Annotated in this window: 24 protein-coding genes and 3 riboswitches; of the genes, 8 read left to right on the forward strand and 16 right to left on the reverse strand. The window is 36.0% G+C overall.

Features of this window, described 5'->3' with window-relative positions:
* Window positions 1-346: 346 nt before the first annotated feature.
* Window positions 347-727, reverse strand: a complete 381-nt coding sequence (locus tag B5473_RS16530; protein WP_079527133.1) for a metal ABC transporter substrate-binding protein — start codon at window positions 725-727, stop codon at window positions 347-349.
* A gap of 245 nt (window positions 728-972) precedes the next feature.
* Here B5473_RS16530 and B5473_RS16535 point away from each other — a divergent pair, with 245 nt between their 5' ends.
* Window positions 973-1194, forward strand: coding sequence for an HAD hydrolase family protein (locus B5473_RS16535; protein WP_139377753.1), 222 nt, complete (start codon window positions 973-975; stop codon window positions 1192-1194).
* Window positions 1195-1322: 128 nt separating this feature from the next.
* On the opposite strand, the gene B5473_RS16540 is transcribed toward B5473_RS16535, so the two are convergent.
* From B5473_RS16540 to B5473_RS16585, 10 genes are all read right to left on the reverse strand, one after another.
* On the reverse strand, window positions 1323-1868 hold the full coding sequence (locus tag B5473_RS16540) for a VUT family protein (RefSeq protein WP_079528775.1): 546 nt from the start codon (window positions 1866-1868) through the stop codon (window positions 1323-1325).
* Between the two features lie 12 nt (window positions 1869-1880).
* The gene (gene queC, locus B5473_RS16545; RefSeq protein ID WP_079527137.1) at window positions 1881-2534 is read right to left on the reverse strand and encodes a 7-cyano-7-deazaguanine synthase QueC; all 654 of its coding nucleotides are present in this window, start codon (window positions 2532-2534) and stop codon (window positions 1881-1883) included.
* A gap of 117 nt (window positions 2535-2651) precedes the next feature.
* Window positions 2652-3152, reverse strand: coding sequence for a preQ(1) synthase (gene queF / locus B5473_RS16550; protein ID WP_079527139.1), 501 nt, complete (start codon window positions 3150-3152; stop codon window positions 2652-2654).
* A 121-nt stretch (window positions 3153-3273) separates the two neighbouring features.
* Window positions 3274-3320, reverse strand: a riboswitch (PreQ1 riboswitch).
* A 140-nt stretch (window positions 3321-3460) separates the two neighbouring features.
* On the reverse strand, window positions 3461-4222 hold the full coding sequence (locus B5473_RS16555; RefSeq protein WP_079527141.1) for a 3-oxoacyl-ACP reductase: 762 nt from the start codon (window positions 4220-4222) through the stop codon (window positions 3461-3463).
* A 192-nt stretch (window positions 4223-4414) separates the two neighbouring features.
* Window positions 4415-4513, reverse strand: a riboswitch (TPP riboswitch).
* 57 nt (window positions 4514-4570) lie between these two features.
* Window positions 4571-4668, reverse strand: a riboswitch (TPP riboswitch).
* 211 nt (window positions 4669-4879) lie between these two features.
* On the reverse strand, window positions 4880-5110 hold the full coding sequence (locus B5473_RS16560) for a hypothetical protein (RefSeq protein WP_176142094.1): 231 nt from the start codon (window positions 5108-5110) through the stop codon (window positions 4880-4882).
* 190 nt (window positions 5111-5300) lie between these two features.
* Window positions 5301-5846: a hypothetical protein gene (locus tag B5473_RS16565; protein WP_079527145.1), complete on the reverse strand. Its 546-nt coding sequence runs from the start codon at window positions 5844-5846 to the stop codon at window positions 5301-5303.
* A 353-nt stretch (window positions 5847-6199) separates the two neighbouring features.
* A complete protein-coding gene (locus tag B5473_RS16570; RefSeq protein ID WP_079527147.1) occupies window positions 6200-7507 on the reverse strand; it encodes a Spo0B domain-containing protein in 1308 nt (435 codons plus the stop codon).
* A 506-nt stretch (window positions 7508-8013) separates the two neighbouring features.
* Window positions 8014-8904, reverse strand: a complete 891-nt coding sequence (spoIIP, locus tag B5473_RS16575) for a stage II sporulation protein P (protein ID WP_079527149.1) — start codon at window positions 8902-8904, stop codon at window positions 8014-8016.
* Window positions 8894-9433 carry an RNA polymerase sigma factor gene (locus tag B5473_RS16580; protein ID WP_079527151.1) on the reverse strand — a complete coding sequence of 180 codons (540 nt, stop codon included), beginning with the start codon at window positions 9431-9433 and terminating at the stop codon, window positions 8894-8896. Before B5473_RS16580 ends, spoIIP begins: the two co-directional genes overlap by 11 nt.
* A 422-nt stretch (window positions 9434-9855) precedes the next feature.
* Complete coding sequence (locus tag B5473_RS16585) at window positions 9856-10746, reverse strand: DMT family transporter (protein WP_079527153.1); 891 nt, start codon at window positions 10744-10746, stop codon at window positions 9856-9858.
* A gap of 115 nt (window positions 10747-10861) precedes the next feature.
* On the opposite strand from B5473_RS16585, the gene B5473_RS16590 reads away from it, so the two are divergent.
* Window positions 10862-11731, forward strand: a complete 870-nt coding sequence (locus B5473_RS16590; RefSeq protein WP_079527155.1) for a LysR family transcriptional regulator — start codon at window positions 10862-10864, stop codon at window positions 11729-11731.
* Between the two features lie 221 nt (window positions 11732-11952).
* Here B5473_RS16590 and B5473_RS16595 read toward each other — a convergent pair whose 3' ends face one another.
* On the reverse strand, window positions 11953-12288 hold the full coding sequence (locus B5473_RS16595) for an STAS domain-containing protein (RefSeq protein WP_079527157.1): 336 nt from the start codon (window positions 12286-12288) through the stop codon (window positions 11953-11955).
* A gap of 485 nt (window positions 12289-12773) precedes the next feature.
* Between B5473_RS16595 and B5473_RS16600 the strand changes: the two genes are divergently transcribed.
* Complete coding sequence (locus B5473_RS16600; RefSeq protein ID WP_079527159.1) at window positions 12774-13736, forward strand: S8 family peptidase; 963 nt, start codon at window positions 12774-12776, stop codon at window positions 13734-13736.
* A gap of 107 nt (window positions 13737-13843) precedes the next feature.
* On the opposite strand, the gene B5473_RS21120 is transcribed toward B5473_RS16600, so the two are convergent.
* Window positions 13844-13972, reverse strand: coding sequence for a hypothetical protein (locus B5473_RS21120; RefSeq protein ID WP_303047324.1), 129 nt, complete (start codon window positions 13970-13972; stop codon window positions 13844-13846).
* Between the two features lie 403 nt (window positions 13973-14375).
* Here B5473_RS21120 and uvsE point away from each other — a divergent pair, with 403 nt between their 5' ends.
* From uvsE to B5473_RS16625, 5 genes are all read left to right on the forward strand, one after another.
* Entirely contained in the window at window positions 14376-15341 is a 966-nt protein-coding gene (uvsE, locus tag B5473_RS16605) for a UV DNA damage repair endonuclease UvsE (protein ID WP_079527161.1), read from the forward strand.
* Between the two features lie 86 nt (window positions 15342-15427).
* Entirely contained in the window at window positions 15428-16249 is an 822-nt protein-coding gene (locus B5473_RS16610) for a polysaccharide deacetylase family protein (RefSeq protein ID WP_079527163.1), read from the forward strand.
* Window positions 16250-16620: 371 nt separating this feature from the next.
* Entirely contained in the window at window positions 16621-18186 is a 1566-nt protein-coding gene (locus B5473_RS16615; protein ID WP_139377755.1) for a spore germination protein, read from the forward strand.
* 34 nt (window positions 18187-18220) lie between these two features.
* Window positions 18221-19309: a GerAB/ArcD/ProY family transporter gene (locus tag B5473_RS16620; RefSeq protein ID WP_176142095.1), complete on the forward strand. Its 1089-nt coding sequence runs from the start codon at window positions 18221-18223 to the stop codon at window positions 19307-19309.
* Complete coding sequence (locus tag B5473_RS16625) at window positions 19306-20481, forward strand: Ger(x)C family spore germination protein (protein ID WP_079527167.1); 1176 nt, start codon at window positions 19306-19308, stop codon at window positions 20479-20481. The genes B5473_RS16620 and B5473_RS16625 overlap by 4 nt, the downstream gene beginning before the upstream one ends.
* A gap of 474 nt (window positions 20482-20955) precedes the next feature.
* On the opposite strand, the gene B5473_RS20540 is transcribed toward B5473_RS16625, so the two are convergent.
* The 3 genes from B5473_RS20540 to B5473_RS16645 all read right to left on the reverse strand — a co-directional run bounded on the left by B5473_RS20540 (window position 20956) and on the right by B5473_RS16645 (window position 24562).
* Entirely contained in the window at window positions 20956-21099 is a 144-nt protein-coding gene (locus B5473_RS20540) for a hypothetical protein (protein ID WP_176142059.1), read from the reverse strand.
* Between the two features lie 561 nt (window positions 21100-21660).
* The gene (locus B5473_RS16640) at window positions 21661-22389 is read right to left on the reverse strand and encodes a conserved phage C-terminal domain-containing protein (protein WP_176142096.1); all 729 of its coding nucleotides are present in this window, start codon (window positions 22387-22389) and stop codon (window positions 21661-21663) included.
* Window positions 22390-22912: 523 nt separating this feature from the next.
* Entirely contained in the window at window positions 22913-24562 is a 1650-nt protein-coding gene (locus tag B5473_RS16645) for a catalase (RefSeq protein ID WP_079527175.1), read from the reverse strand.
* Window positions 24563-24619 lie beyond the last annotated feature (57 nt).

Below are 24619 nucleotides of genomic sequence, written 5' to 3' on the forward strand. Positions count from 1 at the left end.
TTAGGGGTTTTCTTCATAATGGACCTAAGTGCGGTTTTAATTATCATTCAAATCTTACATCATTTGAGTATTGTTTCATCTATTCCCAATTTAAAATTTGAAGCGTGACTTTTTACAATACTCAACAACAATTCTCTACCTGTAATTTCATTGAAATAACACTCAAATATCTTCTTAACACTTTTTTCTCTCCTTCAAAAATTTCTCTATAATTCACTATATAACCTAGTTGCCATTTTAGATTGAAGAATCGCGCCCTCCTGTGGAAGACGTTATTATACTAAAGCCTTCGTTAATTGAATAACTAATTCCCTTTACCATAAGTTGTTCAATAATAGAGCATCCCCTATTTACCTATCCAAAACGTACCAATAATAGTCTCTCCATCAATATCATATAATGTAACTTCTCTTGGAGGAGGGTTATTTAGTTTAACTGCTTCTTCTGGGGTTTTTGGCTTTGGAACATCCATCTCTACTTTTTTTACATATCCTATTATACTGTTCTCACCTTGTGCCAGTATTAAATCAGGTTCATCAATAATCATCATATTTCCCATATCTGGTCCATAAGTTTCACCTTTATCATTTACTGGATAACCATTCTCTAGAATATATTCAAAGGTTGGTATAACTAAATCTTCTGTCTTTTTTAATGTTTCTTGTTGTGAACAACCAGCTAACAAAAGTAACGAAATTAATGCTAAAACAAATAAATTTATCCTCATTTTCTACCCCTTCTGAAATTAGAAAACCATCTTCTTTCACTATATGTTCCCTTATTAAAGACCTGTCCCGCTTAAGTATATTTCTTTAAATTTACTCCTAAATTTTAACACAATTATCCTTAATTTTCTTATGAGCGATATTCCATTAAAAAGTGTTTCCATTTCTAATTTAATTGGCCCTCTTATTGTTATTATTACGATTGATCTCTTTAGCTATGAAATTACTTATTTAGTATTGGCCATTTTTGCGGTTAGGTGTTAATAAAGTAGTGGGTCTTGAAAAATTAAACATCCATGAGTTTATTGCGTTTGGAAATGATAGCAACGACCAATGTTTATTCGAAAAAGCAGCTTATGATGTATGTGTAGGTGATAATGACGTGCAGCAATATGCTTCCAAAAAAATCTCAAAAGAAGATGTCGCAGAAACAATATTGCAACCATTAAGTTTTACCGTTAGCATATAACAAAAGAGCTTAAAAAACACGAATAATTCGTATTCTTTAAGCTTTTTCAAAACCTTATTTACTTATGGGACGGTACAGCTTAACTAATGTAAGTACGGTAAAAATACTTAAGCATATTATTACATTAATCAGGCGGACATTTTAGAGAGACGCTTTTCTTTATAAACTAAACCTTGCGCTAAAAAAGCCGCGCCAATCATTTGCATGACTATTTTTACAATCACTTGACCCACTATAGCTGCAGGGACGGCTACCCAAGGGATAAAGCCTGCACCCATTGGACTTAAGCCGACAACGACAAAAATAACTGAGTCTAACAAGCCGCCTACAATTCCACTATAAAACACACGCCACGCCATCGGTAATTTTAAACGTGTATAAATTTCTGTATCTGTCGTTTCAGCTACTAAAAATGACAAGGCGGAAGCTGCGACGATGACTAATGTATCTCCTAATGAATAAGACACCACCGCTGATAAGACTAACGCTAGGAAAATAAAGAGGTATGTCTTTTTGCGGCCATATTTATTTTGAACAAGGTCTCGGAAAATAAATGTCGCCCCAATAAAGAAGGAGCCCATCGGTACAAGAAACATCCCGAATTCAAGAGGCATAAATCTCGCGGTTACGACATTTGCTGTAACAATTGATACTAAATAAAGTAAAACTCTTATCATAAAATCCTCCTATTTTAACGATTGTTCATAAGCTTCCATTCCTTGCAGACGAAGCTTACATGCTGGGCACCCCCCGCATCCATCCGCAATTATTCCGTTATAGCATGTCAATGTTTTGTAACGTACAAAGTCAAACGCACCTAGCTGATCTGCTAAAGCCCATGTCTCGGCTTTATTAATCCACATGAGTGGCGTATGAATAACAAATGATGTGTCCATCGATAAATTTAATGTGACATTTAAGGATTTCACAAAGGCATCGCGACAATCTGGATAGCCACTAAAATCGGTTTCACATACACCTGTCACAATATGCTTCGCGCCAATTTGGCTTGCTAAAATTCCTGCGAAAGATAAAAAAACTAAATTACGACCTGGTACAAACGTAGAGGGAAGCTCGCCTGCCACGCCTTCTTGTATTTCGATATCGTCACGCGTCAAAGCATTCGGTGCTAACTGATTTAAGAGCGACATATTTAAAATATGATGTCGTACGTTCAACTCCTGTGCAATCTGTTTCGCACACTCAATCTCGAGTGCATGCCGTTGTCCATAATCAAAAGTAACGACTTCAACCTCTTTAAAGTTTTTTAAAGCCCAAAACAAACACGTTGTACTATCTTGCCCGCCACTAAATACAACAACGGCTTTCTCATGTTTCATTCTTTTTCTCCTCTTTCTTAAACCAAAAACAGCACTAAGAGGCAGTACTGGTTGATCTTAGTTTTTTATAGAGGGTTGTTAATAACCGCTCTTTGCAAGCAAAGTATTGAGAAAAAATTATCTATTATCAATTTTTTCAGGATATAAATCATGATTCATTAAACGATAGTTTGCTATTTCTTCATATTTCGTACCTGGACGACCGTAGTTGCACCATGGATCGATTGAAATACCTCCACGTGGCGTAAACTTGCCCCATACTTCAATATAGCGGGGATCTAAAAGTTTAATTAAATCATTCATAATAATATTTACACAATCTTCGTGGAAATCACCGTGGTTGCGGAAACTAAATAAATACAATTTCAGCGACTTACTCTCCACAATTTTTTTATCGGGAATGTATGAAATATACATCGTTGCAAAATCCGGTTGCTGCGTAATCGGACAAAGACTTGTAAACTCTGGGCAGTTAAACTTCACAAAATAATCACGGTCTACATGTAAATTGTCTACAGACTCTAATACTTCTGGTGCATAAGCAAATGTGTACTTTACATTTTGATTTCCTAATAATGTTAAATCCTCTAATCCTTCTGTTTGGTGACGACCAGACATAAAAAAACCTCCTTAAGTTAATACCGGAGTATTCCAAGGAGGGCGAACTATAACATCTCTAATCAAACTATTGGAGGCATAAAAAAAGCCACATCCAATATGGACATGGCGTAATATACATGTATCCATAGTTTTTTATAGAGGGTATCAGCTATGAACCTCTCCTGAACAACTCAGGTATTTCAATAATTTACATTGTAGTATATATAGTTCTTACTGTAAATCAATATTTTCAAAATTATGCTTTTCTCCACATCCCAGTATGCCTATCAGTAGTATTCATCTTAAAGAGAGATACAAGTTTGCTCTTAATCCATTACAAGACCGCCATCAACGACTAAATTCTGCCCAGTGATGGCACTTCCCCAAGGAGATGCAAAGAATAATGCCACTTCCGCTAATTCTTTTGGTGTTGTCACTCTTTGTAAAGGGGTTGTGGTTTCAATCAATTGAAATACTTCTGCTGTTGTCACTTTACTTGCATCCGTTTGTTTTAAAAGTCCACCAGACATCATATTGACTGTAACGCCATACTCCCCTAACTCTTTCGCCATGTTACGTGTAAATCCGAGCAATGCTGCTTTAGCTGTTGTGTATTCATGATAAGCTACTACCGGATGCTGAAATAAGTTTGTCCCAATATTAATAATACGACCAAATTCTAGTTCTTTCATATCCTCAATGCATGCTTGAATACTATTTAAAGCACCCTTTATCGTTCCTTCCAATTGCTTATTGTAATCGGTCCATTGAAGCTCAAACACATTTTTTTGTGTGAGTGGATTAAATTCAAAATCAATCAATGCATTATTGACTATGGTTGTAATCGGGGTATGAAAATATTGCTTTCCCTTTTCAACCATTTGCTGCACTTCTTGTTGATTGCGGATATCTGCTTGTAAAGCGATAACTTGAGAACCCAAACTTTGTGCTAAATTTTGCGCTTTTTCCTCACTCTTATAATAATTCAGTACGACATTAGCTCCCTCTTTGACAAACGCTTTTACGAGTTCTTCTCCAACGCCTCTACTTGCGCCTGTAACTAAAACGGTTTGTTCATGTAATTTCATCATCATTTCCCCCTACTTAATTTTTTTAATTGTTTGAATATCCAGACTTTATTAAATGATGGGAAAACAGCAAAGCCATCTGCCATTTTCAAGCTTTTCACAAAACTCCATCCGTTTTCCTCCTCGCTGGATTTAGATGGACGTAAGTGCAAAAAACGTCTCTATTAATATAGAGACGCCAAAAAAGTGTATAGTACACCTATAATTGCTCCCTACGTCAGTATTAACTGTCAGGTTCTAAGGGTCAGGTTTTAACCTTCTCAACACGAATGTGTCCCCCTGCAATTAAAGTATTTGCATAAGAAAAGCTCCACGTAAATTACGCGGAGCCATAGTAAGTACAGAAAAACTAATATGTACTTTGCTCCCTACGTCCGTATTAACGGTCAGGTTCTAAGGGTCAGGTTCTACCTTCTCAACACAAATGTGTCCCCCTGCAAATGCATTTAATTAGCTTGATTCTATCAAAATGGGTTGATTTTAACAAGTATTTGTAAGCTAAAAAAGAAACGGTCAACATTGTCGTCCCAAGCCAATCATTTGTTAACATTCCTAAAATGCCAAAAGCGCGTTCCTAAATAAACGCGCCCTTTAATTGAGTAACTAAGTCTATATTAATGGTTAATTCTGAGGTAGGAGTGGAGCATTATCTATTTCTTATTGAATATCTAATGCAGTTACATAAGTAGCGGTACTACCTTCCCATGTTCCTACTATTTCAACTATATATTTCCCTTTTTCTTTTATTTCTTCAAATGTATTATACGTTGCAATCACATTATTATTGTCCCAGACTCTTATTTCGTATTGAGTTGGTTCTTTTTCAAATTCTAAATTTACAGTGTCGGTTAGATTAACTATAATAACTTGACCTTGTTCAATATTCACCATCTCGGTTGGAGGAGCATGATCTGCCTCCACAGTTACTACTTGCCCTGTACAAGGTGGGGGGCGCTGATTCGAGACCAGTCGGACCATTATTTTATTAAGCTCACAAACGTTGTTATATCGGCATTTGTGAGCTTTTTCTTTTCAGAAGATTTCTTATGTTGATAATTGTGTAACATGGATAAAATAATTATATAGTGACCTCTTCAATTTTATTGAATATTTCAGAATATAACTTTTCCAATTCATTCGGTTCATTCAAATGAAAAAACCAAACACTTTCCTTTTCTGTCTCAATATCATATAAAAATATAGTTGAATGTGTCTTTTCAATGCTATCCATAGAATGTGGAATATTATTTAGAGAAACTTCTTTTTCATTTAAATAGTTTATTTTGTTATTTACAAAGGGATAGTGTGCTTTACTAGAATTCCAAAATACAATCGGTATTTCTACATTATGATACGCCTCTGAAAATTGATCATTTGAAGCATCCACAAACATACTTGGAGTGATCATAATAGCATTAAATTCACTAGATAGAATGTCAACTTTATTATTTAACTCCTCTAAAGAAATGTGTTCAAATGTAATATTTTTATTTTGAATATCTGGAGTATCACCTATAATTGCAATTTTTAATTCTTGTCTATCATATGGTATTTCTAATGTTTCTATGTTTTTACATCCTGAAATGCAAAAAAGTAAAACATATGCAATTAGCCATTTCTTCATAATTATTTTCTCCTTTTTAACAGTACTAATAGTTAGAGAAATCTACTGTACATCAGAAATTTCAAATGTACGGATCCTCCCAGTTGTTCTATTACCTATATTAATTTTAATATACAATTCCTTTTATTAACAGAATAACAAAAAGTTGTTCTACAATATGGCCCTTAAACGGAATAACGCGATCTTCTTATTGAAGAATCGCGCGCTATAATGGAGTACCTATAAAATCACTTTATCTTCTAACACTCTTAGCTTTGTGAAAGAATCAAGTTCGTAATCTTTTGCAAAAACTTCTTTTCCACTAAAAAAGGCTATGGCACGTTTTTTGAATTTGTACCATAACCTTTTACTATTTACTTAATAGGGATTTTTACAACCGCTATTGTCTCTTTTTCATTTATTCTATCAAATGTAATCGTTCCATTGTATTTATTAATTGTTTCTTTAACAATAAACAAACCTTGTCCTCTAACTCTTCCTTTCTCTACTTTTTTCGTTGAGTAGCCTTGTTTAAAAATTTGATTTTTGTCTGGTAGCTTTTGTCCAGTGTTTGTAATCGAGAACGTATAATATAACTCGTCTGCTTTACAGCTAACTGTAATTTTACGTAGTTCCTCTGGCAACTCCATTGTCGCTTCTATCGCATTATCAATTATGTTCGATAATATATTGATTAAGTCAATCGTTTTTATGTTATCAAATGGATTGTCATCAACGGTTATCTGTATATCAATTTGTTGATTTTGACATGTTAATTTTTTTGTTTGCAGTAATATCGCTAATCCTGGGTGATCAAGATTCAATTTAATGGATTCAATTGTCTGTATGTCTTTAGACAAAGAATCTACATACTTTGTCGCTTGATCTACCTCACCTATATGCAGAAAGCCATGTAAAACCTGGATATGATTAATATAATCGTGCCTAAATGATGAGACAGAAGCAATTAACGTTTTAATTTCCTTTTGATACGTATCCTCCGTAGTTCCAACTTCTTTTTGATACCACTTTTGTAAAAGTAAGAAAGAAATAATAACAATAATAACAAAAAGTCCGCTGAGTATTAATAGAAAAATATTACTATTAATAACGGTTTCTTTAATCCCGTCAAGTGTCTCCGTACTAATATCAATGCCAAGGTAGCTAATGATTTCCCCATTTCCATTCATAATAGGAGTCCCAACCGTTATATAATGATGACCATATTTCGTATCTTCCAGGATCCCTGTTACAAATTGCTTTCCTTCTTCATACGCTAATTTCACTTGGGCTTCCGGTACTGTACATGCTTCACCTATTGGAAAATCATTTGGATTATCCTTGTTTTCAGGTTCACCTACAATTAAAGCTTTCGATGTAGTAGGATTGTCTATTTCCATAGTATAGACGTATAATACACCTAGTTTTTCTCGGGCATCATTCAAATAATGTCGTATTGTCCAATAATCTTCATCACGATTCCGTTCTTTTAAAAATCGCTCATACGTTTCCAGGTCAATCGCCTTTGCAATGGATTTGGCGGCTTCAAGATTTTGGTTAGCAATCGCCTCTTCCACTGTATCTTCAATCTTTATATAGGAAGTATACATACTTATTCCAATAAAGAATATGACTAATACTATAGATAACACTATTATTAGCTTTAATTTAAAACGTTTCATATTAAAACACTCTTCCTTACTATTAAATACATATTTTGCTGTAAATTAAACAAATAATTATTTTCCTATACTTGAAATAGCCATCCCACCCGACTGATGAAATAAGGGCTATTCCATTTATTTTATTATTCTTTGTACTATTGAAAAATGCTTTAATACAATTAAGTCCTTACCTTTCAATTAGTAAGCTGTTATAAAATCTATAATTATTACTATTAATTAGATATAAAGGAACAAAAAACAGTATAAACGTTCTAAATCCTTTTGTCCAAAGAACTTTTATATTATCAAAGAATGTAATTATTTATTTTTCCTCAAAGTCTATTTAATTTAACAATAGCTAAAGTCAAGGAAAAATCCCCTGGCTTTCCCTTATTTCTGTCCTCAAACATGGTTGGCAATAACCTTTTATAAATAGAAATCTACAACAATCTGGTCCTTAAACAGAAAAACGCGATCTCCTTATTGAAGAATCGCGCCTTTTCATCAAACACCTAGTAATTATTTTATGGCTCCTTTACAATTTCTTTTATAGCTTCAGCTAAAGCATCCGTAGCTCTAAATGCTTCTTCCAATGTATTTTCAATACCACCAATGTCTAATAATACAGACTGCTTTTGAATTTCTTGGTTATATGTGTTCCTTGGATTTTCACCTTTCACGATTACCCCTCTTGATATTCCTGGGTACAGCTTTTCCAATTTTTGATGAAGATTGTTAGCAAATTCTCTATTTTCTTCATAATGACCACTACTTTTTGATACAACAAGTCCAATTTTTGCATAGTCTTTTCCATTAATGTTTACTGTGGTAAACTTTCTTTCCTGGCTGTCTCTATGAATATCTAAAACCATTTCTATACTCGTATGTTTCTTTAACGTTTCCTGTAATTTTTCCCGCGATATATTATAAGAATCGTTAAATGTTAGGTTTCGTTCTTCTAGGACTACAAAAATGTCGGTATCATCATGGATAGCGAATATATTTTTTCCTTTCAATGCTTTACTTAATTGCTTCCCGACCTTCGTAACATTATCCGTCTCATGATACGCCTCGTTGGAACTCTTTACGTTATAAGCCTCTTGATTATGCGATTGATAAATAAACACTAGTGGATTGTTCTTATCGGCAGCAGCAGACGATAAAGATTCTTCTCCATGATTACTTAAGATATTTGTAATTACTTCTTTGCCGCTGAATAAAAATAACCATGAGAATGCTAAGGTGAAAAGTAATACACCGCTATATATTGCAGATGCTTTTCTCACTGTTCTTCTACTTTTCATGCTTCTAGCCTTCCTCCTAAGTTTATTTTCAGTTTTTGCAATAAATTCTTTACTTGGATTTTGAGGATATGCTTTTTTAATCATGTTAAATAGTTCTTTATCATTTTGCATTAGGCAAAACCTCCTCGATACCAATATTCATTTTTCTTTTAAGGTCTTTCAAGGCTCTATGGTAATCCACTTTTACTTTCGATTCGCTACATTGTAAAATGTCGGCAGTCTCCTTTACGGAAAATTCATTAATGCCACGCAGTATAACAACCGCCCTAAAATTTGGTTTCAATTTAGAAACAGTTTCATGTACAAATTTCTCCATTTCGTTAATTTCCACTTCTTCGTCAGGCTTCTTACCGTTTGATTCCAACTGTGTGAAGAATCCTTCCTTAAATACGGAAATCAACCTCTTTTTTCGATAATGGTCAACTGCTACATGTTTGGCGATAGAAAATATCCATGTTTTTAGATTGTAGTCGCTTTTAAAACGATGGAGGTTTTTTAATACTCGAATAAATACCTCTTGTGTCAAATCTTCTGCATCATTTTGATTACCTGTAAAATAAATAAGGAATCTAAAAACCTCTAAATAATAATCATTGTAGACGTCAACTATACTGGACTCTAAGTTATTTAAGTCAATCAAGCTTTTCCTCCTCATTCTTTATTCACTTATTATTCGATTGAACTTGGTAAAAGGTTACAATTATTTTTAATCATTGGTTAATTGGTAAAAGGGTTATTACACATTACTCCCTAATCTGGTTAGTATAAAAAAACGCCATTCTACTTTAGAATAGCGCGCCATTTGTTGAAATTAGTTTTCAATATCCCCTTAATTTTAAATGAGTATAATAAAATTTTTAGTACGATTATTATTTGTTCTGGTGTTTCTATTCTAGACATTAAAAAACATTTCAAGTTGTTATACTAGTATTTCGGGCAGAGTACAATAAATCCCTTTAAACCTTCCAAAGCGTCGATGTGAAGAATCACACCCAATTGTTGAATAAATATGGATATAGAATAAGAAGCAATTGATCACATAAGGCAATTGCTTCTTTTCATTTACATAGTTGTTTTTACTCGTTGTTTAAATAGACACTCTATCTTTAGTTCACTCATTAGGGTCGATCCAAGCAGTAAAGCTCCACCAAGTATTTGAATGGCAGTCATTTGCTCATGTAATAGAATAGCTGAAATGAAAATCGCCACAAACGGATCGACATAGCTTAGCATCGCTATACTTTGACCATTTAAGTTTTTCATACCAGTAAAGAACAGCCAAAAGCCAATCCCTGTGTTGACGATGCCTAGTATAAGGATATATGGCACTGAATTTCTCGAAACAGAAAGTACATCAAAACCTTCAGTTATAAAGACATACGGCATGAGTAGAAATGCGGCTAAACCTAATTGAAGTATGGTACATTCGAGCTTATCAAGATTCTTGATGAATTTATTCAGTAAAAGAAGGGCCGCATAAAATAAGGCAGCGGTTAAACCAAAGCAAATGCCCAGTAAATCATTAGTATTTGAAGCTTGTACCCCTTCACCAACAATGAGGATAAGACCAAAAATAGCAATAATGATACAGATGATTTTCTTTTTCACAAGTAATTCTTTTAAGATGTACGGTGCAAGAATCATCACAAATATTGGTGCAAAATAATAACCTAATGTCGCATTAGCGATCGTGGTGTAATCATACGATCCATATAAGAATACCCAGTTTCCTGCGAGCGCCACACTTGAAAAGATGAGGATGATAGCATTTTTCTTAATGACAGTCCAAGTCATTCGTTTTTTCATAAGCTTAAAGATGAACAGTAAAAATAAACAGCCAATAGAGCTACTAAGTAAAGCACGCTCGCTCGCTGCCAAATCAATATAGCGTACAACTAACCCAATGGTACCGAAAATAGCCATAGAGAGGATAAATTGGATGATGGATTTCATTTTGTAATGTCCTTTCTTTTTGCGTATTACGTAAAATTAGATTAGCATAGAAGTAAATATTACAAAAATGAATATTTCATATGTTAAGTAGAACAAATTAGCATGGAGTGATGACATGAATATCCAAAAGTATATGGCATTCGTCAAGGCTATTGAATATGGAAGTATCACAAAGGCTGCAGAGGCATTAAATTATGCCCAGTCTGGTGTCAGCCGTATGATTAACGATTTAGAAAAAGAATGTGGAATGACCCTTTGTGAGCGAGGAAGAACTGGCATTACATTAACATCTGAAGGGCTAAAGCTGTACCCACATTTTCAGCGCATTTGTAATGAATATGAGATGCTAACAGCTAAAATTGAAAACTTACACGAGGTACAAACAGGGATTATACGAATAGGTGTCTTTTCAAGTGTAGCAACACACTGGTTACCGAACATGATTCAGCAGTTTAAAGAAGACTTTCCTGCAATTGAATTTGAATTGCTACTCGGGGATTATACAGAAATTGAAAGCTGGATAGTTGATGGGCGTGTAGATTTCGGTTTTTTACGATTACCGACACAAAAGCAAATGGAAACCATTTTTGTGGAACAAGATCGATTAGTAGCCATTTTGCCTAAACATCACCCATTGGCAAGCAATAAGCAGTTTCCAGTTCAGGAGCTAGTGAAGTATCCGTTTATGCTACTAGAAAAAGGTGCTAAAGCTGAGATTACTGAGCTATTTGTTAAACATGGAATTACTCCTCATATTGCATTTACAACATGGGATGATTACGCTATTATGTCGATGGTTGAAAAGGGACTAGGAATCAGCATATTACCGGAACTCATTTTAAAACGGATACCATATGAAATTATTTTAAAAGAACTAGATGTACCTGCTCACCGTAAGATTGGCATTGGTATGCGGGAACAAAAATCACTGTCATTAGCTGCTAAACGTTTTTTAGACTATCTCCCTAATCGAAATTTCGTTTAATTATTGGATAGTTAGAAGGCTGAAATAAATCTATTCATATGTTGCAATGCTCCTAGACCCTCGTTTAGTATTTCATAAAACGTTATTCAACAATATGACCCTTTTAGTGAAAAGCGCGATTTTCTTATTGAACAATCCCGCCCGATTGTTGTATAAAAGGGTGGGACGTTGGGTCTGGGAGAATGTCAGCATAGTCAGTAGCGTTATTGCTCTTCTAGAAATTACACCCCAACACTTGTGACTTTTCTAATTTCAATATCCATAAACTGACTAAGGCCCGTGATATTAAACATTCTCATTATTCTTTCAGAGGGATTTAACAATTTCAGGGAAGTATTTTCTTTAATTACTTTCTTATAGAAAGCCACAAGTACACCAAGACCACTACTATCCATATAAGTTACTTTGGAAAGATCTAACTCTATTATCAAGCCGTCTGACAAAACAATTAATTCTAATTCACCTTTTAATATAGGTGCTGTATGACTATCGATTTCACCTTCAATGAATCCATTTATTAAATCTTCAATTTCCCGCTTTTGTAATCTTAAATTCATTTATTCCCCTCCTTAAGTCCCAATTATATATTCCCACCTTAAGATCTATTAAAACACTTTTATTCAGAATAAAAAAGCTAAATCCTTCGTCATAATTCCCCACTTTTGCGTAGAAATATGCAGGAATTTATGCAAAAATCCCCTGTAGAAAAGATGAAATTTGTTATTCAATTAAATACCCCTACTCAACCGGCTGGCCCTATAACAGTAAAACGCAATCTTCTTATTGAAGAATCGCACACTGGCACACATCCTAATTTTGTGTAGCATAATTTAGTTATCAAACACTGTTGTTGCTTCTTTTTGCATCGTTGGTAATTAATGACTGTAACATTTAATATATACCAATACTATTCTCACTTTTAAAATTTCGGTAGTTTGATAAAAATACATCTATTGTAACTTTTTATAATTATTCAGAATTGTTAGACTGTTATTAACTACCAAGAATACACTTAAAATCTAATTCTTTCAGGAGGGATACAATGGAGCGAAAATTACATTTACTTCCATTCCAAGTGGATGAAGTGGTCGAAATGGTCGAAGTGTTACCAAAAGGTATTGAACTTATTGCAGCACCAGAAATTTGGGAGAATTCTAAAGGGGAGGGAATTACGGTTGCGATATTGGACACAGGTTGCGACGTCACTCACCCTGATTTAAGTGAGCGTATTATCGGCGGACGGAATTTTACTCGTGATGATAATGGACAACCTGATGTATTCATCGATTATAGCGGCCATGGAACCCATGTGGCTGGCACAATTGCTGCAATTTATAACGGCACAGGAGTAGTTGGTGTTGCACCTGAAGCAAGTTTATTGATTTTAAAAGTGCTTGATAAAAATGGATCTGGGCAATACGATTGGATCATAAATGGTATTAACTATGCAGTTGAGCAAAAGGTGGATATCATCTCCATGAGCCTCGGAGGTTCTGTCGATGTACCTGAGTTACACCATGCTATTCAAAACGCAATCGCTAATCAAATTCTAGTAGTTTGTGCCGCTGGTAATGAGGGAGATGGACAGAGTTTTTCAAATGAATTTGCCTATCCTGCCTGCTACAATGAAGTCATCAGCGTCGGATCCATTAACCTGCAACGCAGTTCTTCGGAATTTTCAAATTCGAATAATGAAGTCGACTTAGTAGCCCCTGGTGAAGGAATCCTTTCAACGTATTTAAACGGAACTTATGCAAAACTAAGCGGAACTTCGATGGCAACTCCGCATGTATCCGGAGCACTTGCACTCATAAAAGAGGATGCCAACAGAAAATTTGAGCGAAATCTGACAGAGGCTGAACTGTATGCACAATTAATAAAGAGAACCATTCCTTTAGGAAACTCGCCAAAACTCGAAGGTAACGGATTGCTGTATTTAACAACAGAGAAATACTTATTGGAGGTGTACAACCAAGAATTATCTGCAAAGGCGTTGAAAATATAATAGAAAAACTAAATTTGCTATCCAATGGAAAACGGCCAAGTTAGAATTTTCGATAAGGAAAAATGACGCAATAGCAGTCGTACCAACTACCCCTATGATTTCCACAATTATAATCCTGAAAAATTACCCTTTGATCCTGTAACAGTATCCTTACCAGTTCCACCATTATGAAATCTCGCAAAAGTCTTACCAACTTTTTTAAGCTCAAGAATAGCGTATACATTGTTTAATGTCATTGGATTACCACTTTCATTAATCCGCAGAATTATTTTTTGCGCTAATTTTATTTAACTGAATTAATTTATCCTCTCTACAAAGTCGGGGTAGAAAGTTCGAGACTTGTCGAGACCATTAATTTAGCAGGCTTGCAAACGTTGTTATATCAACGTTTGCGGGCCTTTTACTTTTTGAAAGACTTCTTATCTTGAACCTATAATTATACCCGCTAGTCTTCCCCTCTTTTAGGAATGCTCTTAAAACATTTCATCATTAAAAATACATTTATATTTTTACCCATTTCCCCCAGTCAAGTCTTGATTGCTTCAGTCTATAACATCTAATGCGCTTAATTTTATTCGGAATGCAGTATTGGATAATAAATTTGTCTAATTACTTACATACTACAGTTGAGGTGGAATAATGACGATTGTACGATTAGGATATGTTGCGATGAGTATGGAGCTAAAAAATGCTTCTCCGTCTCAAACGATGACGTTTACACAATTTCAAAAAATTAAGGATCGTGAAGCGGCCATACGTAAATTAGAGCGGATTGCACTGAAAAATTTAGAAAATACATTTAGGCTTTTAAAACATAATGTCTTTAATGAAATTCATTTTTATCGGTTAACCTCTCGATTGATTCCTCTCGCTAACCATGAAGAGCTGCCTGAATGGAATTATATAAAACCCTTATTAGAGAAGTTAACTGAAATTGGTGAGTACGCAACAAAACATAATATTCGAATTGATTTTCATCCTGATCATTTTGTTGTTCTGAATTCACCTAAAACAGTGGTAGTCAAAAACTCTTTAAAAACGTTAAAAATGCATTATTTATTGTTAAAGGCAATGAAAATAGATTCGACACACCGATGTGTTCTTCATGTTGGTGGCAACTATAAAGAAACCGAAAATTCTCTGGAACAATTCGTTGACAATTGGATGGATATTCCTAGAGCAATTCAAAAAATGATTATCCTTGAAAATGACGATACTTCTTTTACAGTTGATGATACGCTGTATTTGTGTGAAAAATTAGAAATACCTCTTGTATTTGATTATCATCACCATCTTGCTCATCATTATGATGAAAAATGGGATAATAAGTGGGACCGAATTGTCGCTACTTGGAAGGATTCATCGTTGCCAATAAAAATGCATATTTCAAGTCCTAAAAGCGACAGAGAATTCCGCCATCATTCCGATTATGTGGACGTAGACATGTTTTTCAGATTTTTAAATGAAATCAAAGGAACAGTACCGGAAATCCATTGTATGATTGAGGCAAAAAAGAAAGATGAAGCGTTATTTCATTTGATGGAGGAAATAAAACTTCGTGAAGATGTTGAAATTATTGATGGTTCATCTTTTTATTTAAAGTGACAATAACTGGCACTGCTCACGGGATTTAAGTTCGAATAGCCATCTCTAAAATGGGAATCAATATAAAAAAGAAAGGAGATGACTGGATGAAGGAACGAATAGTCAAGTGGTTGTTAGTTATGGGGTTTGTATTTTGTTTTCCGATAACAGACATTATGAGTGTTCATGCATTACAGGATATTGCGGAACGAGATTTATCTGACTTTAGAGTAGAAAATGGGAATTCCGAGCGAGATCCTGAGCAGCCTGTTGACCTAAGAATTTTACAACAACGGTATCCAGAAATATTTTTCACCCAAGGACCTACTGATCAAAAACGAATTGCTTTAACGTTTGATGATGGTCCTGATCCACGGTTCTCAAATGATGTATTGGATGTTTTAAAACAGTACAATGTTCCAGCAACATTCTTCGTTTTAGGTTCAAAAGCCGTTGCCAATCCTGAAATTGTCAAGCGAATGCAAAACGAGGGTCATGTAATCGGAAATCATACCTACGCCCACCCTAACCTTGTCGAAGAAGCTGACCTCGGAACGCTTGAGAGGGAAGTAACTAGAACGGAAGATGCTCTTAACGAAATTATTGGTTACCGGACAAAATTATTTAGACCACCTTATGGCTTCCTATACAATGAATTAGTCGAGAAGCTTGGGAAAATGAACTATTACGTGATTGCCTGGGATGTTGATTCGTTGGATTGGCAAGAAGACCCGCCAGAAGTTATTGCTTCGAGAGTAGTAGACAACATTCATCCAGGCGCGATTATTCTCATGCACGATGGTGCAGAATCGACCGGGGACCGAACGAATACAACCTTATCACTTCAACAAATTATTCCACAACTGCAAGAGCAAGGCTATGAATTTGTCACAGTTCCCGATTTGTTGAGTATTCCATTTGAGAAATAAAACTAATTCAAGATGTTTAAGAACCATTAAAAAAAATGATAGCACCTTTCAAACAACAATTGCTTGAAAGGTGCATTACAGTTTCTTACTTCATTTTTAAAACAGGCTTAATAACTGCACCCCTTCTTTGATTCTTCTAACCACTTAAGCGAATGATATTTTCGCAACCTGCATGTTTTATAGAGATATCGGAGGCCTCCCCTATAGCGAATATTCTTAAACACTAACATTATGGAGTCACCACCAACCGCGCCCGAATGTTTAAAATCATTAGCTAACTCTTATTTAACCTTCTCATATAACCAATTTTGATTTCTCTTCATTGTCTCCCGTTTGTATATTTATGATATATCCAGGTTAGATTTATAGTAATGTTTTTGACGGAATTTGAGGTGATTAGTATTAGATCGCGTTCATTAAAGAAAAAAGAAAAAGAGTATGATGTACCCCAACAAAAATTAACCCAGGACATCCCATTATCAAAGAAACTTGAAGAAAATATAAATTTTTTCTCCTCTTTATATCAGGAAAGTCCTGATGTGATTTTTCGTTCTTTTACTGCCGGCAAGAACGATGTTGTTATTATTTATATAGAAGGACTAACAGATACTCAAAAGCTTGAAGATCAAATACTTGAAACATTATTAAATGAAAATGATTTTGATGAAACAAACTTGCTTCTTTCTATTAAAAAACGATTGCCAATTGCAAATATAAATATGGTTTCTACGTACGCAGCCTGTGTCGATGCAATTTCCGGCGGAAACCCCATTCTGCTATTGAATGAATCAGAGGTAGCTTTATCCTTGGGGCTAGTAAAATTTGAAAAACGTTCGATTGAGGAACCCCAAGCCGAAACTGCTATTCGAGGGTCAAGAGAAGGTTTCACAGAATCACTTGGTACCAATACCTCTTTAGTACGACGTATCATTAAAGACCCGGCGCTTAAAATGAGAAGTGTCACTGTCGGCAAATATACGAAGACAAAGGTCGCAGTTGCTTATATTGAGGGGTTAGCAGATAAAACCTTACTTGAAGAAATAGAGAATCGGCTTAACCGCATTGATATTGATGGGGTGCTGGAAAGCGGGTACATCGAACAATTCATTGAAGAAAGTACCTATTCGCCTTTTCCGCAAGTATTGTATACGGAACGGCCAGATGTAGTTTGTGCTAATTTACTGGAAGGCCGAGCCGTGTTATTGATTGAGGGGACACCTTTTGCATTGATTGTACCTGTGAGTTTCTTTAGTCTTTTTCAATCTCAGGAAGACTATTATGAACGATTTTGGATTGGGTCATTTATCAGAACTCTCCGTTTTCTTTTTTTGATAATCGCCTTGTTTCTCCCTTCTGTTTATGTTGCTATTACGACGTTTCATCAGGAAATGGTTCCAACTGACTTACTTCTAAGTATCGCATCTTCCAGAGAAAGCGTGCCTTTTCCTGCCCTTGTGGAAGTAATTATCATGGAGATCGCCTTTGAAGCATTGCGTGAAGCTGGAATACGTCTCCCTAAACAGGTTGGTTCGGCTGTTAGTATTGTCGGTGCACTTGTGATTGGACAGGCAGCCGTTCAGGCAGGGATTGTTTCTGCCCCTATGATTATTGTGGTCAGTATCACTGGTATTGCCTCTTTTATGGTCCCTCGTTATTCGGTTGGTCTTGCCATTCGTCTGTTAAGGTTCCCTATTATACTTCTAGCCGGCGTATTAGGATTAGTTGGAGTGATGCTTGCATTTATTATGCTCATTATACATTTATCCACATTAAGATCATTTGGAATTCCGTATTTAAGCCCGGTCAATACACTGCAAAAACATCCGTTGAGAGATACAATTCTACGTTCTCCTTTATGGAAAATGAACAAGCGTCCGCACTTAACCGGAGAGTTTAATGAAACGAGACAAGGAAAGAATTTAAAGCCCGGTCCATAATTAAAGAACGATGAGATGGTGGTGAAATATTTTGTTGGAAAAAGGAAAAATCTCAGCCCTTCAAATGGAACTTTTAATAGTTCCGACTATAATCGCGACCGGTATATTATCAATTCCATCCGCAGCCGCCAAATTTGCCCAGCATGATATGTGGATGACACCAATCGCAGGTTCTTTCTTAGGTTTTCTAACGGTGTTTATTGCTTGGAAGCTGCATCAACTATTTCCGAAGATGACCCCTGTTCAATATAGTGAAGAGATTTTGGGAAAGCTGTTAGGAAAGATATTCGGCTTTGTTCTAATCTCCTTTTATATTCATAATACGGGGATAATAGTCAGACAGTATTCCGACTTCATCACTAAAAACGTTCTGTTGGAAACGCCTACCCTCTTAATTTCCGTCACGATTATTTTAGTCAGTGCAATGGCCGTACGTGGTGGAATTGAAGTGATTGCAAGGGCTGCTGTTATTTGCACGACACTTTATCTAAGCACAGCGGTATCCCTACTTTTTCTGATTAAGGATATTGACGTCTCTTATATGCTTCCGATTTTAGAAAATGGATTACTCCCTGTCATGAAGGGCGGCTTTATACATCAAGCATGGTTTAGTGAGTTTTTTATTTTAGCCTTTATTTTCCCTTTCATTAAGAACTCAAAAGAAGGTTTGAAATCCGGAATGAGGGCTTCCTTCTACGTTATGCTAATGCTGTTATACGTTAACTTTTTTGTTCTCACTCTATTAGGAGTATCATCTGCCAATCAATTTTATCCAGTATACTCAGCCGTCCGTGCCATAAACGTATTAGGATTTTTCGAGAACTTTGAAGTAATTATCATGGCTTCCTGGGTATTGGGGAGCTTTGTAAAAATAGCCATATTTTTATATGTATCAAGCTTGGGGCTTGCACAGCTATTTCGCCTTTCAGATTATCGGCTGGTTGTGTTTCCTCTAAGCGTGTTTATAATTTTCTTCAGTTATTGGGACATTCCGAATTTAGTAGTGTTGGTAGATTATATGACCTCTATTATGCCTTTTTATTTTGTGCTTGTTCAGACTATTCTGCCGCTGATCTTACTGCTGATTGCTTATGCACGCAGGAAAAGAAGTGAAAGCGGTTGAAGAAACACCATTTTATTTTAATGCTTTTATTTATCCCCCCACTCCTTTCCGGTTGTTGGGGGAGAGTGGAATTGCAGGACCTGGGAATTATTAACGCCACTGCAATAGACCGCTTAGATGATGGAAAAACTAGAGTGTCAGTCCAAATATTTATCCCTCGTACAATCACATCTGGTCAAGGCGGTGAGGATCCAAGTGCAGGTTCTACTTTTGTTCGGGAAGGAACAGGTGATAATCTTGCCCATGCGATATCCAACCTGCAAGAAAATGTCCCGAGAAGACTCTTCTGGGGGCAATGTAAAATCTATATTTTCGGAGAGGAACTTGCCTTGAACGGTATCCGAAATGAAATAGACTTTATGGCTCGTCATCCAGGCCCTCGCGGAAATGCTTTTCTATTTGTAAGTAAAGGCGAAGCAATGGAAATGTTGACATTGGTTCCACCTTTAGAAAGATACTCTGGAGAGGCACTTAGAAAATCGGCAGAGGAAGAATCCGGTCTCAAAACAACGTTAAGAGATGTCGATATGGCTTTAATGGGAACTAGTGAAAGTGTTTCAATGCCCTATATAAAAAAGCTTGAATCAACAGAACAAACAAAAAAACCCAATGAAACAATACCTGTTATTGACGGGGCCGCCATTTTTAAAAAAGATAAAATGGTAGGAACGTTAAATAAAGAGGAAACGCGCGGCTTACTGTGGTTAAACGACGCGGTAAAGAGAAGTACAATTTCTGTTCAGATTGAAGGACAAGACGGGGAAATTTCTATGACACCAACAGCAGGTAAGATTGAATTCAGCCCCAAAATTGATGGTAACTGGATAATGAATCTCAATTTTAAGATTAGCGGAGACATTGTTCAAAACGAAACTCATTTAAATCTTATGAATAAAGATGTCCTGAAAATCGTCGAAAAAGAATATGAAACAGCTTTAAAGGAACGAGTAACAGAGACAGTCGAGAAGCTCCAACAAGAGTTTGATGCAGATGTTGCCGATTTCGGGAGACGATTTCATCAAAAATACCCAAAAGAATGGAGTAAAGTTAAAGACAATTGGGATGAAAAATTCCCTGAGGTCGAGGTAAACATCCATGTTAATGCAAAAATAAAAGGACCGGGTTATATTGGGCCGCCTGCTGCACTTCCAAGAAACGAGGTAAAAGAATAATGCAATTAGATTGGATGACGGTATTTATCCTTCAAGTTTGTATTTGGTCCATTGTCTTATATGATTGGAAACAGCTAAAGAAAGCGCCGAAGACTGATAAAATTACAATTTCCGTACTCCTGATTTTGTCATTTATCCTGTCCTTTCTTAATCTCGAAAACATGCCCGGACCTATAGCTCTTCTTCGCTATTTATTTGATCCTTTAGCAAGATTCATGCAGTAAAGGATCGCTTTTCATTAATATGATGTCGGGTTTTTAAGCCGACATCACATTAATGCCGCCGGATAAACTGCTCCACTTGAATAATAAATTTGTATAAATAATACTCTTCAATCGAAGTAAGTAGGATTGATTAGTGAGCGCTTAAAAAGTCTTTGGGTTTGGTACTTTCTCTAAAAAATTTGTTCAAAAATCTGGCATGTTTGATGTTTTCAATTTACACTGTCTTTGAACTTCACTAGAGTTTAGAAGTTCAAATTGTCAGTACATAATAAATTACATAGAGCCAACCGAACATTCCATGGATGATTGCCCACAGTATGGATTTATTAACGCTCCACGAAATAATTATAGCGAGCACCATACCAAAACTTACACCACCAATTTCAATCTTCAAACCACCCATCCTTTCTGATGTCTTATAAATCAACATATTGCGCTTACGTAAATCTTTTTACACGACATGGACAATTCATCTGCAACATCTCCCCATTCATAGCACCCATTAAATGCTGGCACCGATCATCTATAGCTTTTCTTTCAGTTGGGTTATATATGTTATTAGCCTTGCCTCCATCAATATTACATTTGCTTCATGATAAGGATTCAGCAATACCAATTCGCGAAAATGCAGATGACGTTTATTTTCGTTATGATATACCACAATTTCTTTAATGGTTTTTATTTTGCCCTGGTGATAGTTTATTCTCTTTACACTCCACAAATGATGATTATCGTTGTGTATTGAATATATCTCGACGCTCACTTTATCAAAATTCATTTTATTCCTGTTCTTACTTTATCGAAAATTACCGTAAAATCGTACATACTTTTATGTAAGCCGCTCATTAAAGGTTCCTTAGTTATTCTGAAAAATAAAGGATTAAACTAACTATCCATAATCAAATAGTTTTCCTCAAGCATCGTTGCTAAAATACCTGCTAAAATTCCTTTTTAATTAATAACATTCACCTTCATCAAAATCGAGTACGACTGGCTCAAAATTGAAATCATTTTCTTGCTGTCTTGTAAGCGCATCGTTTAAATAGCTTTCGAAATTTCCTGGTCGGAATAATGTGATTGGCCTCAAATATTTGTTCATTTGCGGATCATTTTTCCAGTTTCTCACTTGCTCATCAATGACTAAGTAGCAATCTTCCACTGTGTAGCCTTCCTTTAAAATCGCTTTGATCAGTCTGTTATTTGTTTTTGAATGGTTGTTAAAGTTCTTTTTTGCTTTTTCATTTAAGTAGTGAATGATGTTTGCAATCTCATTACTGTGGTCAGAATTTGATTTCATCTTCTTCTCCGGTGAGTTATTCTCTTCAGGAAACAGCTCCTCCTGTGTATAAATTTCCGTATAAAGTAGCTGATTAATTTTTTCATAATCAATTCGGTACCATTTCGAACGGTCTGTATTAAAACGATTAAATTGGTCTGATGAAATGATTATTTTATAACGTTCCAATTTTGTGATGAGTCTTTTAACCTTTGTTGTATTCCAATAGAAACATTGCTTTGACCATCCTTGATACGTTTGGCGATACCATATATTTCCCTCTTTCTTCACACCTTGCGTTTCGATCCGGTAGTAAAGTTGCTGAAGGAATAACGCTTCCTCCACTCCGATGCGTGCTGCCAAATTCGGTGATATAAATAAATGCCTTTCGTTAACTAATAATTTCATGTTTCCATCCTCCATTTTTCGTCTTACTTTTTATATATCTTGGAAAATCAGAAAAAGGGACAAGTAATACAAAAATAATTTTTACGGAGATCAAATTATTAAAGGCCACAAAGAAGAAAACCATCCGGTTGCGTTTTAACGCAACTATATATATCTTTTAAATTATTTAATAAATTATTAAATCTTTTTGTGGGGACTTTTTTGAGCCCCAGTGGAGAGGATTTATAAGCCCCCTCCAGAAGGGATCAAAGCGACTGAAGTAGAGTAGAACTATTTGTCCAAGGAAAACTTAATAAATAGCTCAGGATTTTATTAGAGGAACTGGGGTCTATTCTATTTTGAAATAATATACTACAAAAAGAAAATGATGGAGTATACGACTTACATTAGCGAAAGTACGGATGAGTTTAAGATTAAAATAAATACAGCATGATTCCTCCAACTACACCTCGGAAATGCAGTAAAATAAAAAAGACTTAAGCCTGGTGGAATACCAAACTTAAGTCTGTGTTCTATTTAATCATTAATAAGGGTCTGCCTCATGGCTTTTCTTCACAGCATCTTTTGTAGCCTCATTCGCAGCGATCGTACCTTGACCATATTTAGAAATGCCTGACTCTCGGCCAGGTAATTTACCTTCCTGAGCCATCTTTTCGATTTCTTTCATTTTCATTTCAGTCGCTTCCTTCACACGGCGGCCGTAATCTTCATCAGCCTGTGTAAAGTGATTAAACATCGCTTCCTGAATGCGCTTGTCACAGATTGCCAAAGCATCCGATAAGTTATTAATGAGCTCATCACGTTCCCAGTCTTCAAAACTGCGGTATGTTTCACCCGCTTGACCATAGTTATTCGGGCGATCAATAGGCTCACTCATCAATGCCGCATTATAAGACGGCTGATGTGGTGGATATGCTTTATCCCCTGCATCACGGTAGCCACCAATCATTGACGGCTCATAATTGATATGCGGGTTTTCACCGGATTCTTTCGGATCACGAGTATCCATCTGACCACGCTGCTGATTTGTACGAACCGGTACCTTTGGTGCGTTAACCGGCAATTTCAGATAGTTTGAGCCTACACGGTAACGCTGTGTATCTGAGTAAGAGAATGTACGTCCTTGCAGCATTTTATCATCCGAAAAGTCCATACCGTCTACTAGAACACCAGTACCGAATGCAGCCTGCTCGATTTCTGCATGAAAATCTTCCGGATTACGATTAAGTACCATACGACCTACAGGCAGCCAAGGGAACTTATCTTCCGGCCAAAGTTTTGTATCATCAAGTGGATCAAAATCCAGTTCCGGATGATAATCGTCCTCCATAATCTGAACGAACAGCTCCCACTCCGGATACTCACCACGTTCGATTGCTTCATACAAGTCCTGTGTAGCATGTCCAACGTTTGTAGCCTGAATAGAGTTTGCCTCTTCTTGTGTCAAATTGCGGATGCCCTGTTTTGGTTCCCAGTGATACTTCACAAGCACAGCTTTTCCTTCTTCATTCACCCATTTATATGTGTTAACCCCTGAACCCTGCATATGGCGGTATGTCGCTGGAATTCCCCATGGCGAAAACAGGAATGTAATCATATGCGTCGCTTCTGGTGAACGTGAAACAAAGTCAAACATACGCTGTGGATTCGGTACGTTGGAAGCCGGATCTGCTTTAAAAGCATGAATCATATCAGGGAACTTCATCGCATCACGAATAAAGAAAATCTTTAAGTTGTTACCTACAAGATCCCAGTTACCATCTTCCGTATACATTTTAACTGCAAAGCCGCGTGGGTCTCGAGCAGTCTCAGGTGAATCCTTTGCACCTGCCACGGTAGAAAAACGCACCATAAGCGGCGTTTGTTTACCGGCACCAGAAAAGACTTTTGCACGGGTATATTTTTCAACTGGCTCATATCCAACTTTACCGTAAGTTTCAAAATAGCCAAAAGCACCTGAACCACGTGCATGTACCACACGTTCAGGAACCTCTTCACGGTCGAAGTGTGAAATTTTTTCAATGAAATGATAATTTTCCAAAGTCGCTGGTCCACGGTTACCCACTGTACGGATATTCTGGTTGTCTCTTACAGGATGCCCTTGACGAGTAGTTAGAACTTCACGTTCCCCATCCTCTTTTTTTGCAACATGTTTGTCTTTGTTCTCTGCCATAATAAAACCTCCTAAATAAATACTTCACTTAACAACACTGATAATAAAGATATTACA

The sequence above is a fragment of the Solibacillus isronensis genome, assembly GCF_900168685.1.
GTDB classification, from domain to species: Bacteria; Bacillota; Bacilli; order Bacillales_A; family Planococcaceae; genus Solibacillus; species Solibacillus isronensis_A.

Excerpts from the sequence above, each read along its gene's own strand:
- B5473_RS16570 (WP_079527147.1), bottom strand. The coding sequence starts at position 7,507 with ATGAAACGTTTTAAATTAAAGCTAATAATAGTGTTATCTATAGTATTA.
- B5473_RS16610 (WP_079527163.1), top strand. The coding sequence starts at position 15,428 with ATGAAGGAACGAATAGTCAAGTGGTTGTTAGTTATGGGGTTTGTATTT.
- queC (WP_079527137.1), bottom strand. The coding sequence starts at position 2,534 with ATGAAACATGAGAAAGCCGTTGTTGTATTTAGTGGCGGGCAAGATAGT.
- B5473_RS16640 (WP_176142096.1), bottom strand. The coding sequence starts at position 22,389 with ATGAAATTATTAGTTAACGAAAGGCATTTATTTATATCACCGAATTTG.
- B5473_RS16590 (WP_079527155.1), top strand. The coding sequence starts at position 10,862 with ATGAATATCCAAAAGTATATGGCATTCGTCAAGGCTATTGAATATGGA.
- B5473_RS16530 (WP_079527133.1), bottom strand. The coding sequence starts at position 727 with ATGAGGATAAATTTATTTGTTTTAGCATTAATTTCGTTACTTTTGTTA.
- queF (WP_079527139.1), bottom strand. The coding sequence starts at position 3,152 with ATGTCTGGTCGTCACCAAACAGAAGGATTAGAGGATTTAACATTATTA.
- B5473_RS16600 (WP_079527159.1), top strand. The coding sequence starts at position 12,774 with ATGGAGCGAAAATTACATTTACTTCCATTCCAAGTGGATGAAGTGGTC.
- B5473_RS16645 (WP_079527175.1), bottom strand. The coding sequence starts at position 24,562 with ATGGCAGAGAACAAAGACAAACATGTTGCAAAAAAAGAGGATGGGGAA.
- uvsE (WP_079527161.1), top strand. The coding sequence starts at position 14,376 with ATGACGATTGTACGATTAGGATATGTTGCGATGAGTATGGAGCTAAAA.
- B5473_RS16595 (WP_079527157.1), bottom strand. The coding sequence starts at position 12,288 with ATGAATTTAAGATTACAAAAGCGGGAAATTGAAGATTTAATAAATGGA.
- B5473_RS16565 (WP_079527145.1), bottom strand. The coding sequence starts at position 5,846 with ATGAAGAAATGGCTAATTGCATATGTTTTACTTTTTTGCATTTCAGGA.
- B5473_RS16585 (WP_079527153.1), bottom strand. The coding sequence starts at position 10,746 with ATGAAATCCATCATCCAATTTATCCTCTCTATGGCTATTTTCGGTACC.
- B5473_RS16555 (WP_079527141.1), bottom strand. The coding sequence starts at position 4,222 with ATGAAATTACATGAACAAACCGTTTTAGTTACAGGCGCAAGTAGAGGC.
- B5473_RS16615 (WP_139377755.1), top strand. The coding sequence starts at position 16,621 with ATGTTTTTGACGGAATTTGAGGTGATTAGTATTAGATCGCGTTCATTA.
- B5473_RS21120 (WP_303047324.1), bottom strand. The coding sequence starts at position 13,972 with ATGACATTAAACAATGTATACGCTATTCTTGAGCTTAAAAAAGTTGGT.
- spoIIP (WP_079527149.1), bottom strand. The coding sequence starts at position 8,904 with ATGCAAAATGATAAAGAACTATTTAACATGATTAAAAAAGCATATCCT.